Below are 15,652 nucleotides of genomic sequence, written 5' to 3'. Positions count from 1 at the left end.
ACTATGATCTGTTATCGCTGAGTTATCCACTTATACAGTGAATAGTTCCTATATAACGATCATAGAGAGATCCATAATAGATCCAAAGAGATCCCCGATCGCTGCAGGCCGCACCACACAAGGGCTGAGAGGGGGTTGGTGTTCACTGTAATCAGCAAACTATTCACTGTAATCAGTACTTTATTCACTACACACTGTAGAAAGTTCACTATAATCAGTGCTAATGTTCACTGTAATCAGAAAACGATCCTTTTCATCCACAGAATGAAGATCTTATCCCATGGCAGATAAAGATAGTGAAAACAAAGCGTTACTAGAGCCTTTTCTGTCTGTGACTAAAAACAGCGGTGAAGTTATTCAGCTTCATCCCAATAAAAATAACACTGTTCAGCCTGTTGCCTTGATGCGACTGGGACTGTTTGTACCAACGCTTAAATCCACCGCGCGCGGGATTTCAGGCGCGATGGCGTCCACGGATGCGACGAAAGAACTTAAAAACCTCTCGCTGGTGAAAGCGGAAGGGTATGAAAAGATTACCATCACCGGTGCCAGGCTGGATATGGATAATGATTTCAAGACATGGGCAGGCATCATCCAGTCTTTTTCGCGTTATCCTACTCAGGGCGATACGGTCACGCTGCCCTTTATCGATTTCGTTAAAATGTGTGGAATACCATCAGCAAACTCTTCTGCTGCCTTACGTAAGCGGCTTGATGCATCCCTACGGCGAATTGCGACCAATACGCTGTCCTTTGAAGGAAACGGTAAGGCCTATCACACGCACCTTGTTCAGTCTGCCTACTATGATCGTGAAAAAGATATTGTTCGCATACAAGCTGATCCCAAGCTTTTTGAGCTCTATAACTTCGATCACAAGGTTTTACTTCAGCTACGCGCCATCTCCCGTCTGAAACGTAAAGAATCGGCTCAGGCGCTCTATACGTTCCTTGAGAGCCTTCCCACCAACCCTGCGCCTATATCACTGGCACGCCTGCGTATGCGCCTGAATTTAGGATCTAAAATTACGACGCAGAACCACGTTGTGCGACGCGCAATGGAGCAGCTTAAAGAGATTGGCTATCTCGACTATTCTGAAGTCAAACGCGGACGCTCTGTGTTTTTCATTATCCACAGCAGAACGCCTAAACTGGATGGTATCGGCAATCTTGAAGGCATTGATACCCTTGAAGACATTGAATTTGAAGAATAGCGCGCGCATTTACTGTAATCAGTAAGTTTTGCGTTGCAGTGTCACTTTTAACGAAAAAGTGACACTCTACGCCTGTTAATACACTTCTTTCACTCCTTACCTACAATCATTCACTGTAATCAGCAGCATTCACTATAGTCAGTAACGCCGCTGAAGTTATGCTGTTGGAACGTCTGCCATCTGATTTTATTTTAATATTATTTCAATGACTTATAAGTAAGTGTGCGCTTACTATTATTTTATTAATTTTCTGCTTATCCTTTTTTGCCTCGCCTTGCTGATTACAGTGAATACTGGCTGCGTTTATTCGCGCCCTGCCTTTCACTGATTACAGTGAACGTTTGTGGAGAATGATATAACTGATTATAGTGAATATTGTCGTTAATTAATTGATTTTATTTGTATTTTTTTTGGGTTAGACAACGCAGGGTTGAACACGTTGGCATTAATAAACAATCACAGTAAAAAAGTGACAGGGTTAGTGGTAACGCTGATTACAGTGAATGTTATGACGGGTTAAGCCGACAAAATGCATTTACTGATTCCAGTGAATCTGTCCTCTGTTCGTCACAAGGTTCCTGCTGATTACAGTGAACGTTCCGAAGTTAGATCCAGATTACTGACGGCAGCAGCTACGTTTACTGATTCCAGTGAATGCTATCGACGTGTCATGGATGGACCACAATGTCAGGCAGAGGCTGATTCAGAACAGGGCGTTTACTGATTACAGTGAATGTTACAGGGAAGCGTATCATTCTTATAGCCTTCCAGCATGATGCCATGAGCATTTTCTCCTTCTGAAGGCTGCATGTGTTACTGATTACAGTGAATATTCAGGGGGGCGGGCTGATGAAACCTCTTCCGGACTTCTCTACCCGACAACAAAGACTGCCACGCTGGTATGGGGTTTCTGCTTCTGATTACAGTGAATGTTTACGTCATTCCCCTTCCCTGTTTATTTTTCGCTAAAGGCTCGTCACGGTCTGTATCGCTACGCCTTTATCGCCAGGTCCGGCCTCAAAGCTGGCCCGGCATCACTTACTGATTACAGTGAATGTTTTAGTCGATGCCTTTCCACATCTGTTGCGACAGAAGCAAGTCGTGTGGCAAATAGCGGCATCTCTGTGGTCAGGCTTTTCATCTGCAGGCAACTGGAAGGGATACTGATTATAGTGAACATTGCGGATGTATATGTTCGCTCTGTCTGATTTTTAGAGAGTTAGCATTGAGACACAGCTTGCTTCAGTGAACACAGGATGGGTCCAGAACGCCCCTGCTGAGTCTAAGTAATAGATATTGATGCTGAATCACCTGCTGTGCTGTTTTGGCTGTCTGTCATCCTGATTCTGGCCACACGCTCGGCGCTCATCCGCTACTGAATACAGTGAATCTTTTACTGATTACAGTGAACGAATACAGGTTAAAAGGCACCTGCTGGTCAGATGCCCGTTAAATACATCCGCCAGCAGTGACGCCACAAGCGCAGTAGCTGCTGACCCTTTGCTACGCAGTTTTGCGCCCATGTGATCGGCGGGCTTTACTGATTACAGTGAATGTTCGCTTCTCGTTGTACGTACTGACGTTCTACTTTTCCTGTATAAACCGAGCGAAGATAGCCTCACGGTATTTTTGTCCAGCTGTATGGGCGAGACGGATTAAGTTCATCCTCCTGTATAGTCCACTCCTGAACGCATCGCAGATGCTTATTACAGTAAATTATGTGTATAGCGTCACATAAATCATAAGTTCAGCATTAAACACAGGATAGCGTTTATAAGATAAATTCTTGCCCGATGTGCAGGATTTAGGTATAAAGTCGTAAATCCTACATATCTGGAGTAAGTATGGCTAACGATGACAGTCAGGTCATGAAAGTTGCTCAGCGTTCTGAACGGATGCTATTGAGCCTTACTGAACAAATTCAGGCGCAAAAGCTTGAGTTACAGGAAAACAGTTATTATCAGATTTATGCGAAGGCTGCGCTGGCTAAACTGCCAAAATTAACCCGCGCCAGTGTGGATTATGCTGTCAATGAGATGGAAGAAAGTGGCTACCAGTTTGATAAGCGTGCTGCGGGAAGTTCGGTCAAATACGCCATGTCCATACAGAATATCATTGATATCTATCACCATCGCGGCGTACCGAAATACCGTGATCGCCATCCTGAAGCCTTTACGTTGTTTGTCGGAAATTTAAAAGGCGGCGTATCTAAAACCGTTTCGACAGTTTCTCTGGCGCATGCGCTTCGCGCTCACCCTCACCTGCTCTATGAAGACCTGCGCATTCTGGTTATCGATCTTGACCCACAATCCTCAGCCACCATGTTTTTAAATCATGAACGCTCAGTCGGTTTGGTTGAGGCTACGGCCGCGCAGGCCATGCTACAGAACGTGAGTCGTGACGAGCTGGTGAATGAGTTTATCGTATCGTCCATCATTCCGGGCGTGGATGTGCTGCCCGCCTCCATCGATGATGCGTTTATTGCATCTAGCTGGGATGAGCTCTGTGCCACGCATCTTCCAGGACAGAATGTCCATTCAGTGCTTTATGACAATGTTGTCTCAAAACTCAAAAAAGATTACGACTTTATCTTCATCGACAGTGGTCCCCATCTGGATGCCTTTTTAAAAAACGCGATTGCTGCTTCTGATCTTCTGATGACGCCGGTGCCGCCTGCACAGGTGGATTTTCATTCCACTCTCAAATATCTGACGCGTTTACCTGAGTTGATTGGCATCATTGAAGAATCGGGGGCAGAGTGTCGCCTTCAGGGAAATATCGGCTTTATGTCGAAACTCTCGAATAAAGCTGACCATAAGCTGTGTCATAGTCTTGCTAAAGAAATTTTTGGCGGCGATATGTTAGATGCAACGCTTCCGCGACTGGATGGTTTTGAACGCTGTGGAGAGTCATTTGACACCGTTATATCTGCTAATCCATCCACCTATGTGGGCAGCAGCGAAGCGCTAAAAAATGCGCGTTCTGCCGCTGAAGATTTTGCAAAAGCGGTTTTTGACCGCATCGAATTTATTCGCCTGAACTGAGGTTTTTATGAGTGCAAAAAGAATAACGATTGGTCGAACCTTCAGCCAGACGCCGTTAACTACCGAAAAATCCTCTGAACTCCCCTCACAAACCTTTGTGCTTTCGACGGGGAAACGCGCCGTGTTCAGGTTTAATCATATACCTGCCAGCGAAGTGGCTGCTAAAACCTTCGTAAATATGGAAACCAATGGTCGCGACCAGTCTGGTCTTACACCTGATTCATTACGCGACATTATTCGTACCATCAAACTCCAGCAGTTTTTTCCTGCCATTGGCATCATGCAGGACGAACGTATTGAGATACTGGATGGTTCAAGGCGACGGGCCGCAGCGTTGCACTGTAAAACCGGTCTTGATGTGTTGGTTACCGATGCTGCAATCACGTCCGATGAGGCACGCAAGCTTGCTCAGGATATACAGACGGCGCGCGAACATAATTTACGTGAAGTCGGCATGCGTTTGCTTGCGCTTAAAGAAGGCGGACTTTCACAAAAAGAAATAGCTGAAAATCAGGGGCTGTCTCAGGCTAAAGTGACCCGTGCATTACAGGCGGCGAGTGTGCCTGCCGATCTGATTTCGCTTTTCCCCAATCAATCTGAACTGACTTATCCTGATTATAAAGCTCTGCTCCAGGCTTCAGACAAGCTCAGTGAAACAGGGCAATCAGTTGACGCATTGATTAATGCGATTTCTGCTGAAATCGATGTGGTCAGAGCGCGTGAAAATTTAGCTGAAGATGAGCTAAAGAATAATATTCTTCGCTTAATCCGTCAGGGCAGCCAGACGTTGATTAAAGAGCCCGAAAAAGACAAAACCACTGCCATTGCGCTGTGGTCTTTCGCAGATAAAGATCGTTTTGCGCGTAAAAAAACGCGAGGAAGGATGTTCAGTTATGAATTTAATCGCCAGTCTAAAGAGCTGCAGGATGAGCTGGATAAAGTGATCTCAGAAACCCTGAAAAAATTCATGACACGATGAGCGTCTAACCCTGACCAGGCAAATAGCCTTTGCCTGGTTTCTTTCCTCCCTTCCTGCTTTGTTTATGCTGCTATTTACACTCGCAATTTCAGGCTGAAATCGCCATTTAATAGTCTTCCTTTCCGATATTAATATATTGAAAAATAAGTTCTTTTTAATCTCAGCGCCGTAAAATTTCGCCCGAAATTCTGTTTCGGGTCTTGGTTGTGCTGGTCGAAATGGTGCATGATCTTTAAGACTGTAATGAAAGCCTGACGTTCAGAAATCCGGTCTTATAATCATCTTATGGATGATATTTGTTCAACCGCTTACGCTTTTATCAGCTCTTCGTGCTGTCTCTCGACTGTTCGTACTAAAAGGAAAGTTTGAAGGAGTGATAGAATGCTTTGATGTTACGCTATAACGGCGATAAATTTGCGATTTTCTCTTATATATGCTTGTATTATATAGCTTTTATTTTGGCGATTTCACCCTGAAATTTTTCTAAAACTGCCAGCAATGTAAACCTCATCGATATGAGCTGACACCGTATCCTCACTAAACTTATTTGCCGCGAGAAAATCTGATAAACAATAAAATTATCAATAATGACGATATACAGAAAATATCCCTTAGTTATCCACAGAAAAAGTGGATAACTAAGGCTGTGATGGATAAATCACTCTGTATGATGATGTGCTAACGGGAAAGTATTTGGTAATGAGTAAGCCAAAGTTGTCAATGCATGGCACCATCACGATTTTGCCCGAATCTCTCTCACACGCTGATTAGCGCCCTCATCCCTCCTTTCTTTAAAAGTGAAGCCTGTAGTCGCCCGCACACTGCAGGACTGGGGCCAGCGAGTGAGGAAAGGTGAGACAAATGATATCACCCCTTTTTCTGTAAGGCGCTGTGAATGATGATGCAAATTCTCGTTGTATTAATAAAACCGCTTAAGCCTGCGTGTTGCGTCAGTATCATTGCTGTTGAATCGGCCGCAAAACGTTTCAGGCACCAGAATACAGGTGACACAATCATTGGCTTTAATCTCACTTTTTGAAAACGAAGAAAGGCTTATTACATCTGCTCCGGCTAATCATGTTCAAAAGGACAAAGCGATGGGAGCTCAGATTTTAATATTGAATTCACTGTAATCAGTATTCTGGTGCCCTGAGCATGTTGCTCAGGCTTTGACGCTTGCCGATGCTTCACACTACAGATTACAGTGAATCACTTGCCACGCATTGGTACCGCTGTTAGTCAGGAATATGCCGTTTACTGACGGCGCGGTGCGCAGCCTGGGATGAGTATGGCAATGACATCAGATCTCTCGCTTAGTCTGAAGCGGCCATATGTAAAAATGCAGTTGATTACTAATTACTAATTACTAATTACTAATTACTAATTACTGATTACAGTGAACACCTGCTGCATGTTCACTGTAATCAGTGAGCAAAATGAGTTTGGCGATTTCAGGCTGAAATTTGGTCGTCAACCTTTCCGGGCGGAAGCTAAAAGCTAAGCCGTGAATGCGGTTACGCGCCTGAGTCAATGTTTACAACTCATCACGCTGAAACTGACTCGCATCGTTATTGAAGAAATTCAGAATTAATATAATCCGGAAGGCCGCAAAGCGAAATCGGGTAAAAGTTAAAATTAATAAATCACGACACTATAAAATGCGCGTCCAGTTAAGATGACCGTGACATTTTAGCGGCTTGCTGCATATCGCAAGCCTGCGGTACCCGTATTGCTGTCCGTGATTCATGTTCAGCGCGCTTGTCTTTCAGGCCGGCTCAATGACCTTAATATCAAGTGGTCTAGAGCTGCCACTAGCTTCGATCTTAACATCGCCGCAGCATCGCTGTTAGCCGTCCTTTTTATCTGTTTCTAGAATAAGCGTGCCAATAACGCAGTCATCTGTTCACGCGAACTGACTACAGTGAATACTCAAACATTCACTGTAGTCAGTGATTCTCTTTGGCGATTTCAGGCTGAAATTCACATGTCATGGGTTTCTGAATGAATCCCTTTTACGAAGGCCCACGCGAAATACGAATTAATTAATCAGGTTCCTTTTGACAGGCACAGCCAGTTTGTCTGAATGAGAAAGCCTTATGCAGATAAACCGCAATTCTGGTTATGACAGGTATGCGACAGATTGATAAGCGAGCTGCGAAACGTCAGCCACTCGGTTTGTTATTCATATAGCAACGACAATGTTGCATATCTGTATGGCATGTCAAAAAGCTTTCGTCAGTATGAATACAAGCGCGATCGCTGCAATGTTAATAGCCAGCCAGCATCTTTCGCGTTGAGCATGCCTGAAAACCAGATAGCCAGGAGGGGAAAGTATAAAAGCCGGCGCCATAAGAGGAATACCACGTCAACGTGCAGAGCAAACATGTACCGCACTTATCTGAAATGATGTGAAGTCAGAAAAGGATGGGAGATGGAAATACATTAAGAACATGCTGTGCGTAAAGCATGTTCTTACCAGTTGGTGATATTACTCATATGAAAAGGGCAGGGCGAACTTTTCTTAAAGTGCAATGACCGCCTCAATTTCAATCAACAATTCAGGTGCAAAGAGGGCGCTGACCTGAACCAGTGAGCTGGCCGGAAGATCACTCCCATAGCGTTTGAACAGCACCTTTCGAAGCGAATCGATATCAACAAACGAGGTAATAAAATGGTCACCTTGATCAAATTTTGTAACGACGTTTGCTCAGCGTGGGTAATAACTTCAAGCTGATCAAATATCGCCTCCGCCTGAGCAGCTATGTCATGCTGGCCTGCTGAGGTGCCGTGTACCGTGAGGCCTGAAACATACAGTGTTCCATTATGGCTGACGGCGTGAACATATGGCGCTGTTATCTGACCCAGCGCAGCGTAATTTTTACGTTGCAGCATGATTAAGTGTCCTTTTGCGTAATCATTTATTGGTCGTGATCAACTGTCGGCACTGACTGTCGTGGCTGGCGGCCTGTCGCTGCTGCTCTGGCGTCAGATTTTTCCACTTAGCGATAACGCGTTTGGCCAGTCCGGGAATAAAATGAATTTTTTGCAATGCATAGTCAGAATTACTGCCTTCAATGACAGTGCGCATTGCTTTGTATAACTGTTGTTCATTTTGCTGGGGCACCGCGCAAAGCACTGAAACATAATAAGCCTCGTGTTCAGCATCATAATGTGGGATGAGCCACCAGGCCAGACAAACAAATATAATAACCACAGGAATAATAAATTTACGGTGACTTCTTTTCATGACTTGACCTTGAAAATCTTACATATGGCTTGTGAAGGATTAATTCAGGGGGCGTATCCTGCCATAAATTGGCAGCAGTGTTAAATACATCAGAAAAAGGGATGCAAAGAAAATTTTTGCTGATGCGTAAAAAAATCTGAAAAGTCTTTTTAATTTTTTACATGTAACCACGATTCCCATAAAGCACATAAATATCAATACAATTAACAGTTTACCCATGCAGATTTGTCTGTATTTAGCGCTGCGTTTTTTAAACTCTACTATGATAAAAATGTATAAAAGTAAAATCATCAATGGTGTAAAAACAGTAGGGGAATCGGGTGCTGATAAAAAAGAAGAAGTTGCGTTCACATACAGAAGACCGTTATCTTGCTCTGGCATTAGCCACAACCGCCGGGATACTGAATGCGATGGCGCTTGGCGCATTTGGTTTTTTCCCATCACATATGAGCGGAAACACCTCTCAAATTTCTACTGAAGTTTTTACGTCAGATTTTGACAGTTTGACATTCCTTGCCGGGTTAATCGCGGCGTTTGTTATTGGATGTACAGCGGCAAGATTTTTTATCATAGCTGGAGAAAGGCGAAAAATCAGAACGGTTTTTTGTCTGATCATTCTGGCTGAAGGGATAGCGCTCACGCTTGCTTCGGTTTTCGAAAAACTTTTCTATTCTCCCAGCTATAATGATGAGGTCTTATTGATACTGGCATTCCTGATGGGAGTGCATAATGCGACGTCAACCCAACTCTCGAACGGCCGTGTCAGATCAACCCATATCACAGGGACGCTTACAGATGCCGGTATTGCACTCGGAACGTACGTGTCATCTTTTGTTTCTCGTGCCGAGCCCTGCGACAGACGTTTTGCTCAAAAGCAGTTACACACACACCTGACTACCGTTTTTTCATTTTTGTCGGGCTGTATAGTCGGGTTAATTATTTTTAAAGCTTATGCATTCAATGCGATGATTGCATTAGGTATTTTTCTGATCATCCTTGCAACAAGTGCAATCCTCATCGCCTTAAATAATGCAAGGAAGTTTTAACATCTCATTTCATTGGGCAGCGATTAAGCTGCCCTGTCTTTGATATCACCCGAAAGCTAACCCTCAGCACTAACGTAGGCCTCATTAAATTTTCTTCTTATTCTGCCGTGTCATGAAATATAAATTTACTTAATGTCGTATTTTGTCAACTTATTCGGGGAAGGAAATTTTGCCAAGTATATTAATTCAAAAAGATATAACCCGGAAGGAAATCAAGATCATAACGCAATACTACCGCTTCGCTTACATTATATTTCGGTAATCTTCTTTGTTTTTAACATTATAAAAATGTTAGTCTGAATATATATACACCAGTTGGAGGTTATGTGAATAACCATGAGGACAACGATATTCGTGCGTTGATTGGAGAAGTAGTCAGTGAGCTTTTAAAGAGGGGCGAGCCCGTGCAGTTTCATCAAATTACAGATGCACTATTTCGTATGAGTCAGGACAGCGGTGATAAGAGAGTTAAACTTCTTTGCAAGCGCGCCATCCATTTTTTTGCGCGTAAAATGCATTAATGTTTATGGCTATATCAAGGTGTTGCAGGGTAGGGGGAGCCAGGAAATGCTAATGATTTCATTTCCTGGCATGAACATTAAATGCCTGCGTCGTCCGGAGTACGGCCTACGACAATCTCCAGTGTGTTGCGTAACAGTTCTGTCTGAGTTGCATCGTAAGTGCACTCAAGTTCAGCAATTAGGTAAAGAATGATAGCTTTATTTGTCACGCGTTTCTCATCGCTGACAATATTTCTGATTACCCGACCAAGCAATTCAGTTTCTTTGGCGAGGTGATCGCCTTCACTGCGGAAAAATTCGATGATGGCTAAATCTGATGTGCTCTGTTGCATAGTCTCAATTCTCTAAGAAAATTGTCAGTTGAATAGCAGGAAGTCAGCCGACAGTATTATTATTTATCAGGGTTAATCAGGTAACTTACCTGTCTGCAATCACACCGCATCATCGCCGAATGACCAGCCACAAACATTAAGCTCAGTGCTTTTTAGAACCTTCAGGCGGACCATCATTGTTTAAACGGTGCTTATCACGTTCGGAAAGATCCACTCTTCGACGACTGTTTGCAGAAGCCATTCCTTTTTGCACTTCAACGATGGCAACTTTAATCGCACGCAGTCGTGTTGCATCTTCCGTTTCGCCCGCCATCACCTCAAGCTGGGCAATTAATGCATTGCTGGAAATCGGACTTTCGGACTTGAGTAAGGTCAGCACGGCCTCACCTATCATCACATCCGTTATTTTTTCTTCTTCACTTCTGTACATACTGGCTTCTCTGATTACGAATGTGTGGCCATAGTCCGGTCACGATGACGGGGACAGCTAACCTTCCCGCGTCAGCTGTGGACAGTACACTCCCTGTGACTAAACGCAGTACTGTCCGATCAGAATTTACTTTAAAAACGAATTAACGATTAATGCAAAATTTATCAGCCTTCACGGCTAAACAGCAAACCAATCAGGGCCTGATAATGCTGCTGTTGTTCTGATGAAGCGCACCCATCAAGACGATGGAGAAGTTTACTGCATATAGCTTTACGAGAGAGCGTTTGACCAGCGCGCAGGAGTTCCACAACAATTTCGCCCAATGTTTCCTGCTGAGAGGGCTGGCTGGCCTGGTTAAAATAACGGGCAATGTCGCTGGCATTATCCGGTGCATGTCCGTTCTGACGCATGCTCATATCCTCAAGTGGTTAAAATATACCTCGCCGCTAAGCGAAAGTTATACATGTTTTAAAAACTTGTACAGAATTTTGATGATCTTGAAGGAATATTTTTGTGCAAAAAATGCTAATTGAGGTAAAACAGAGGGTTATAGAGGTTGGCGTTTAAACTTTTTTAACAATTATGGCGTACGGTTCAGCTTGTTTCCCACCAACAGGGATGAAAAACAAGCTTATTACTATTTAAAGAAAATATCATCATAGTCATTGTCAGAAGACGCTGAAAAAGGGTGCTTGCGTGCAGACCAGCCTGTGCCGGCAGACGAGCGTGCACCGATTTTTCTGAATCCCATGAGCCACTTTGTTGCATCGGCCAGTTGCAGAAGTCGTTTTTCATCAACTTCAGATTCTTTCATTACCCTGAGCTCATCCACCAGGGACTCAACACTTACGTCCTGATTAATTGCTATCAGGTTCAGAGCAGCCTCGCCAATGATAGTGTTAGTCAGATACTGTTGTGAAAGTAGCAAAATAACCTCCTTTGGCATGTGTTCCACATTCGTAATTTTAGCAAAGAATACAATCCGCCTTACCGTACAGCGCTGTTTGTACGCTTACACGAACTCACTGCACCTGTTTAGACAGAAAATCTGCATTAGCTGGAGAGGGGTGGATCTATTTTTTACTCTTTAAAATAACGAATTACATATCTCCTGTCAGAAAAAATGAAACTTCCATTCATTTCATTAAAAAACTTCACAAAGTGTTTCTGTCCCTGATTTATAGCTTGTGCTATACAAGTTAGCACGAGCTATATTTGCGCATTAAGCTGAGGACAGTACGATGAACAGGTTTAAAAGGTATTGGATAACCGCGCTGAGTGTCATGCTCGGTGTTGCAATGACAACAAACAGCCATGCCGCTGAAAAATTTAAAGTTGTAACGACATTTACCGTCATTGCCGATATGGCAAAAAATGTGGCGGGGGAGGCGGCTGAAGTAACATCCATCACTAAGCCCGGAGCCGAAATTCATGATTATCAGCCGACGCCCGGAGACATAAAGCGGGCTCAGGGGGCGCAACTGGTGATGGCTAACGGCCTGAATCTTGAGCTATGGTTCCAGCGCTTTTATCAGCACCTGAAAGGCGTACCTGACGTTGTCGTTTCTGCCGGAATCGAGCCCATGGGGATAGGGGAGGGGCCTTACAATGGCAAACCCAATCCTCATGCGTGGATGTCGCCCGATAATGCACTTATCTATGTCGACAATATTCGTGACGCGCTGAGTAAATATGATCCGACCAATGCCCAGATCTATGCACAGAACGCCGCTGCCTATAAGCAGAAAATCATCGCATCGCTTGAGCCTTTCCGAAAACAAATCGCCGACATCCCTGAGAACAAACGATGGCTCGTGACCAGCGAGGGGGCATTTTCCTACCTTGCGCGCGATTTGGGGCTTAAAGAACGTTATCTCTGGCCTGTCAATGCCGATCAGCAGGGGACGCCTCAACAGGTACGCCAGGTTATTGACCAGATGAAGAAACATGCCATTCCCGTTATTTTCAGTGAAAGCACCGTATCGGATAAACCGGCTCGTCAGGTAGCACGTGAAACACAGGCGCACTATGGCGGCGTTCTGTATGTCGATTCTCTCAGTACCGCCAGTGGACCCGTACCAACGTATCTGGACTTACTTAAGGTCACCACTCAGACATTGGTGAAAGGCATTAATGATGGGATGAAAAAACAATGACGCCGACAATTGATGTTTCTGACCTCTCGGTAATCTACCGCAATGGCCATATTGCCCTCGACAAGGCCAGTTTTTGCGTGCCAGCCGGTTCTATTGCCGCATTGCTTGGCGTCAATGGCTCGGGGAAATCAACGCTTTTTAAAGCGCTGATGGGGTTCGTTCCTGTCCGTGCAGGTACGGTCAGTATCCTCGGTATGACAACGCGACAGGCCTTACGCCGTAGTCTGGTGGCTTATGTGCCGCAGGCAGAAGAGGTCGACTGGTCTTTTCCTGTCCGGGTTGAGGATGTTGTCATGATGGGGCGTTATGGTCACATGGGTCTGATGCGCAGGCCCAGACAACAGGATCGTGACAAAGTCATGGCTGCGCTCGGACGGGTAGATATGCTCGAATACCGGGAGCGGCAAATCGGCGAGCTCTCAGGCGGTCAGAAAAAACGTGTCTTTCTCGCCCGGGCCATTGCTCAGCAGGGAGAGGTAATTTTACTGGACGAACCTTTTACAGGCGTCGATGTAAAAACCGAAGCCAAAATCATTAGTCTGTTGCGTGAACTGCGCGATGAAGGGAAAACCCTGCTGGTCTCAACGCACAACCTCAGTTCGGTGATGGCGTTTTGTGACTACACCGTGATGGTCAAAGGTACCGTTCTGGCCAGTGGGCCGACGCGCACCACCTTTACACAGGCAAATCTCGAACGGGCATTTAGCGGTGTACTTCGCCATGCGATGGTTGAGGGTGAGCTGCGTGAGGTCATGGATGATAAGCCTCTTTTACCCGCATCGCCTGACAGGCGTTCAGTACGAGGTCAGCCATGACGCTATTATTTGAACCCTTCAGTTATCAATATATGTTGAATGCCATGTGGATTGCCGCAATGGTGGGTGGATTGTGTGCCTTTCTTTCATGCTACCTGATGCTAAAAGGCTGGTCGCTTATCGGCGATGCGCTGTCGCACGCTATCGTGCCGGGCGTGGCAGGCGCGTACATGCTGGGGCTTCCGTTTGCCTTTGGTGCATTCCTGTCGGGGGGATTAGCGGCGGGGAACATGCTAGTGCTGAATCAGCGTACACGTTTAAAAGAAGATGCCATTATTGGTCTGGTATTTTCTTCGTTTTTTGGGTTAGGGCTGTTTATGGTTTCACTGAATCCCCTGTCGGTGAATATTCAAACCATCATACTGGGCAATATTCTGGCTATCGCCCCCGCGGATATTGTTCAGTTGGCCGTTATCGGGATCACGTCTGCCACGATTTTATTTTTCAAATGGAAAGATTTAATGGTGGCTTTCTTCGATGAGAACCATGCTCGCGCCGTGGGGTTACAGCCGGGACGGCTCAAGATACTGTTTTTCACCTTACTTGCAGTTTCAACCGTTGCGGCATTACAAACGGTTGGGGCTTTTTTAGTAATCAGTCTGGTGGTAACACCGGGCGCAACCGCATGGCTGCTGACCGATCGCTTTCCACGTTTACTGGCTATTGCTGTCGCCATCGGCAGCCTGACCAGCTTTGCGGGTGCCTGGGCAAGTTATTATCTCGATGGTGCGACAGGAGGAATCATTGTGGTGGCCCAGACGTTGCTGTTTCTGCTGGCTTTTGTGTTTGCACCTAAGCACGGTTTACTCGCGAACCATCGGCGTCGCCGGATGCAGGAGATATGATGATGTGGCTTGAACCTTTTCAGTTTGGTTTTATGAACCACGCCCTGTTAATTGCCTGTATCGTTGCTATTCCCTGTGCGCTGTTGTCTGTCTTTCTGGTTCTGAAAGGGTGGGCGCTGATGGGGGATGCCATGAGCCATGCCGTGTTTCCCGGTGTTGTGCTGGCATGGATGCTGTCATTACCACTTGCCACAGGCGCTTTCAGCGCGGGTTTTTTCTGCGCGATTGCCAGCGGCTATCTTAAAGATAACAGCAGAATCAAACAGGATACGGTACTGGGGATTGTTTTTTCGGGCATGTTTGCCACCGGCCTGATTATGTTTGTTGCGTTAAAACCCGCGATTCATCTCGACCATATTCTCTTTGGCGATATGCTGGGAATCAGCCGTGATGACATTATTCAGACAGGGGCGATGGCTGCGACAGTGGTAATACTTGTTATCCTGAAATGGCGTGACCTGATGGTATTCAGTTTCGATGTCCAGCAGGCGCGGGCTTGTGGCCTGGCGGTGCGCTGGCTGCATTATGGCTTGTTAGCCATGGTTTCTCTGACGATTGTGGCGACGTTAAAAGCGGTGGGCATCATTCTTTCCATTTCTTTGTTTATTGCGCCCGGCGCGATTGCTGTCTTACTGACACGTCGTTTTTCACATGCGTTGATTCTGGCCGCTCTCATTTCCGTAATGGTATCGCTCAGCGGTGTATATTTGTCATTTTTTATCGACAGTGCCCCAGCACCGACCATCGTTGTCTTATTCGCTTTCGTTTTTATGATCAGTTTGTTGATCGCGCACGTTAAAGGCCCACGTTTACCTGCCCATTAATCTTCGCTGTTTCGCTGACCGTCACCCTTGTCTGGACGGTCAGCGTCAAGCACAGCAGACATTCTTCTTGTTTTTATCTCCGACCCGAAAAATAAGTGCTAAACCTAATGACGGACATACGCATGTAAACATCAGGGTTATCCGCGCTTCACGTTTTTAATTTCGCCCGTTAGCGATAAGCCTCATATCACGTAACCGGCCCT

General features: G+C 45.4%; 13 protein-coding genes and 1 pseudogene. 8 read left to right on the top strand and 6 right to left on the bottom strand.

Features of this window, described 5'->3' with window-relative positions; translation table 11 throughout:
• Nucleotides 1-280 precede the first annotated feature (280 nt).
• The 3 genes from RAC65_RS12250 (at nt 281) to RAC65_RS12240 (ending at nt 5,233) form a co-directional block, all read left to right on the top strand.
• Nucleotides 281-1,210 (top strand): RepB family plasmid replication initiator protein, encoded by a 930-nt coding sequence (locus tag RAC65_RS12250; protein ID WP_006122024.1) that lies wholly within the window; start codon nt 281-283, stop codon nt 1,208-1,210.
• Between the two features lie 1,844 nt (nt 1,211-3,054).
• The gene (locus RAC65_RS12245; RefSeq protein WP_039339560.1) at nt 3,055-4,254 is read left to right on the top strand and encodes an AAA family ATPase; all 1,200 of its coding nucleotides are present in this window, start codon (nt 3,055-3,057) and stop codon (nt 4,252-4,254) included.
• 7 nt (nt 4,255-4,261) lie between these two features.
• On the top strand, nt 4,262-5,233 hold the full coding sequence (locus tag RAC65_RS12240; RefSeq protein ID WP_006122021.1) for a ParB family protein: 972 nt from the start codon (nt 4,262-4,264) through the stop codon (nt 5,231-5,233).
• A gap of 2,521 nt (nt 5,234-7,754) precedes the next feature.
• On the opposite strand, the pseudogene RAC65_RS12235 reads toward RAC65_RS12240, so the two are convergent.
• Both RAC65_RS12235 and RAC65_RS12230 read right to left on the bottom strand, forming a co-directional pair.
• Nucleotides 7,755-8,125 (bottom strand): annotated as a pseudogene (locus RAC65_RS12235) (RidA family protein).
• 22 nt (nt 8,126-8,147) lie between these two features.
• Nucleotides 8,148-8,480 carry a hypothetical protein gene (locus RAC65_RS12230; protein ID WP_058702500.1) on the bottom strand — a complete coding sequence of 111 codons (333 nt, stop codon included), beginning with the start codon at nt 8,478-8,480 and terminating at the stop codon, nt 8,148-8,150.
• Nucleotides 8,481-8,800: 320 nt separating this feature from the next.
• Between RAC65_RS12230 and RAC65_RS12225 the strand changes: the two genes are divergently transcribed.
• Nucleotides 8,801-9,526: a YoaK family protein gene (locus RAC65_RS12225; RefSeq protein WP_058702502.1), complete on the top strand. Its 726-nt coding sequence runs from the start codon at nt 8,801-8,803 to the stop codon at nt 9,524-9,526.
• Nucleotides 9,527-10,124: 598 nt separating this feature from the next.
• Here the strand turns inward: RAC65_RS12225 and RAC65_RS12220 are convergent.
• From RAC65_RS12220 to RAC65_RS12205, 4 genes are all read right to left on the bottom strand, one after another.
• Complete coding sequence (locus RAC65_RS12220) at nt 10,125-10,379, bottom strand: biofilm/acid-resistance regulator YmgB/AriR (RefSeq protein WP_058702503.1); 255 nt, start codon at nt 10,377-10,379, stop codon at nt 10,125-10,127.
• Between the two features lie 142 nt (nt 10,380-10,521).
• Nucleotides 10,522-10,809: a hypothetical protein gene (locus RAC65_RS12215; RefSeq protein ID WP_033742341.1), complete on the bottom strand. Its 288-nt coding sequence runs from the start codon at nt 10,807-10,809 to the stop codon at nt 10,522-10,524.
• Nucleotides 10,810-10,973: 164 nt separating this feature from the next.
• Nucleotides 10,974-11,219, bottom strand: coding sequence for a regulatory protein YcgZ (gene ycgZ, locus RAC65_RS12210; protein ID WP_375096753.1), 246 nt, complete (start codon nt 11,217-11,219; stop codon nt 10,974-10,976).
• A 227-nt stretch (nt 11,220-11,446) separates the two neighbouring features.
• The gene (locus RAC65_RS12205) at nt 11,447-11,755 is read right to left on the bottom strand and encodes a hypothetical protein (protein WP_240156271.1); all 309 of its coding nucleotides are present in this window, start codon (nt 11,753-11,755) and stop codon (nt 11,447-11,449) included.
• Between the two features lie 352 nt (nt 11,756-12,107).
• Between RAC65_RS12205 and RAC65_RS12200 the strand changes: the two genes are divergently transcribed.
• Genes RAC65_RS12200 through RAC65_RS12185 form a run of 4 tightly spaced genes read left to right on the top strand, consistent with a single transcriptional unit; the run spans nt 12,108 to nt 15,449 of the window.
• Nucleotides 12,108-12,965, top strand: coding sequence for a metal ABC transporter substrate-binding protein (locus RAC65_RS12200; protein WP_269750711.1), 858 nt, complete (start codon nt 12,108-12,110; stop codon nt 12,963-12,965).
• Entirely contained in the window at nt 12,962-13,780 is an 819-nt protein-coding gene (locus tag RAC65_RS12195; protein WP_058708871.1) for a manganese/iron ABC transporter ATP-binding protein, read from the top strand. The genes RAC65_RS12200 and RAC65_RS12195 overlap by 4 nt, the downstream gene beginning before the upstream one ends.
• Nucleotides 13,777-14,625: an iron/manganese ABC transporter permease subunit SitC gene (sitC, locus tag RAC65_RS12190; protein WP_375096752.1), complete on the top strand. Its 849-nt coding sequence runs from the start codon at nt 13,777-13,779 to the stop codon at nt 14,623-14,625. The genes RAC65_RS12195 and sitC overlap by 4 nt, the downstream gene beginning before the upstream one ends.
• Before the next feature lie 2 nt (nt 14,626-14,627).
• Complete coding sequence (locus RAC65_RS12185) at nt 14,628-15,449, top strand: metal ABC transporter permease (protein ID WP_205951477.1); 822 nt, start codon at nt 14,628-14,630, stop codon at nt 15,447-15,449.
• Nucleotides 15,450-15,652 lie beyond the last annotated feature (203 nt).

Source organism: Pantoea sp. BS_8 (genome assembly GCF_041954965.1).
Classification (GTDB): domain Bacteria; phylum Pseudomonadota; class Gammaproteobacteria; order Enterobacterales; family Enterobacteriaceae; genus Pantoea; species Pantoea stewartii.
This window is presented reverse-complemented; position numbering and strand designations above follow the sequence as displayed.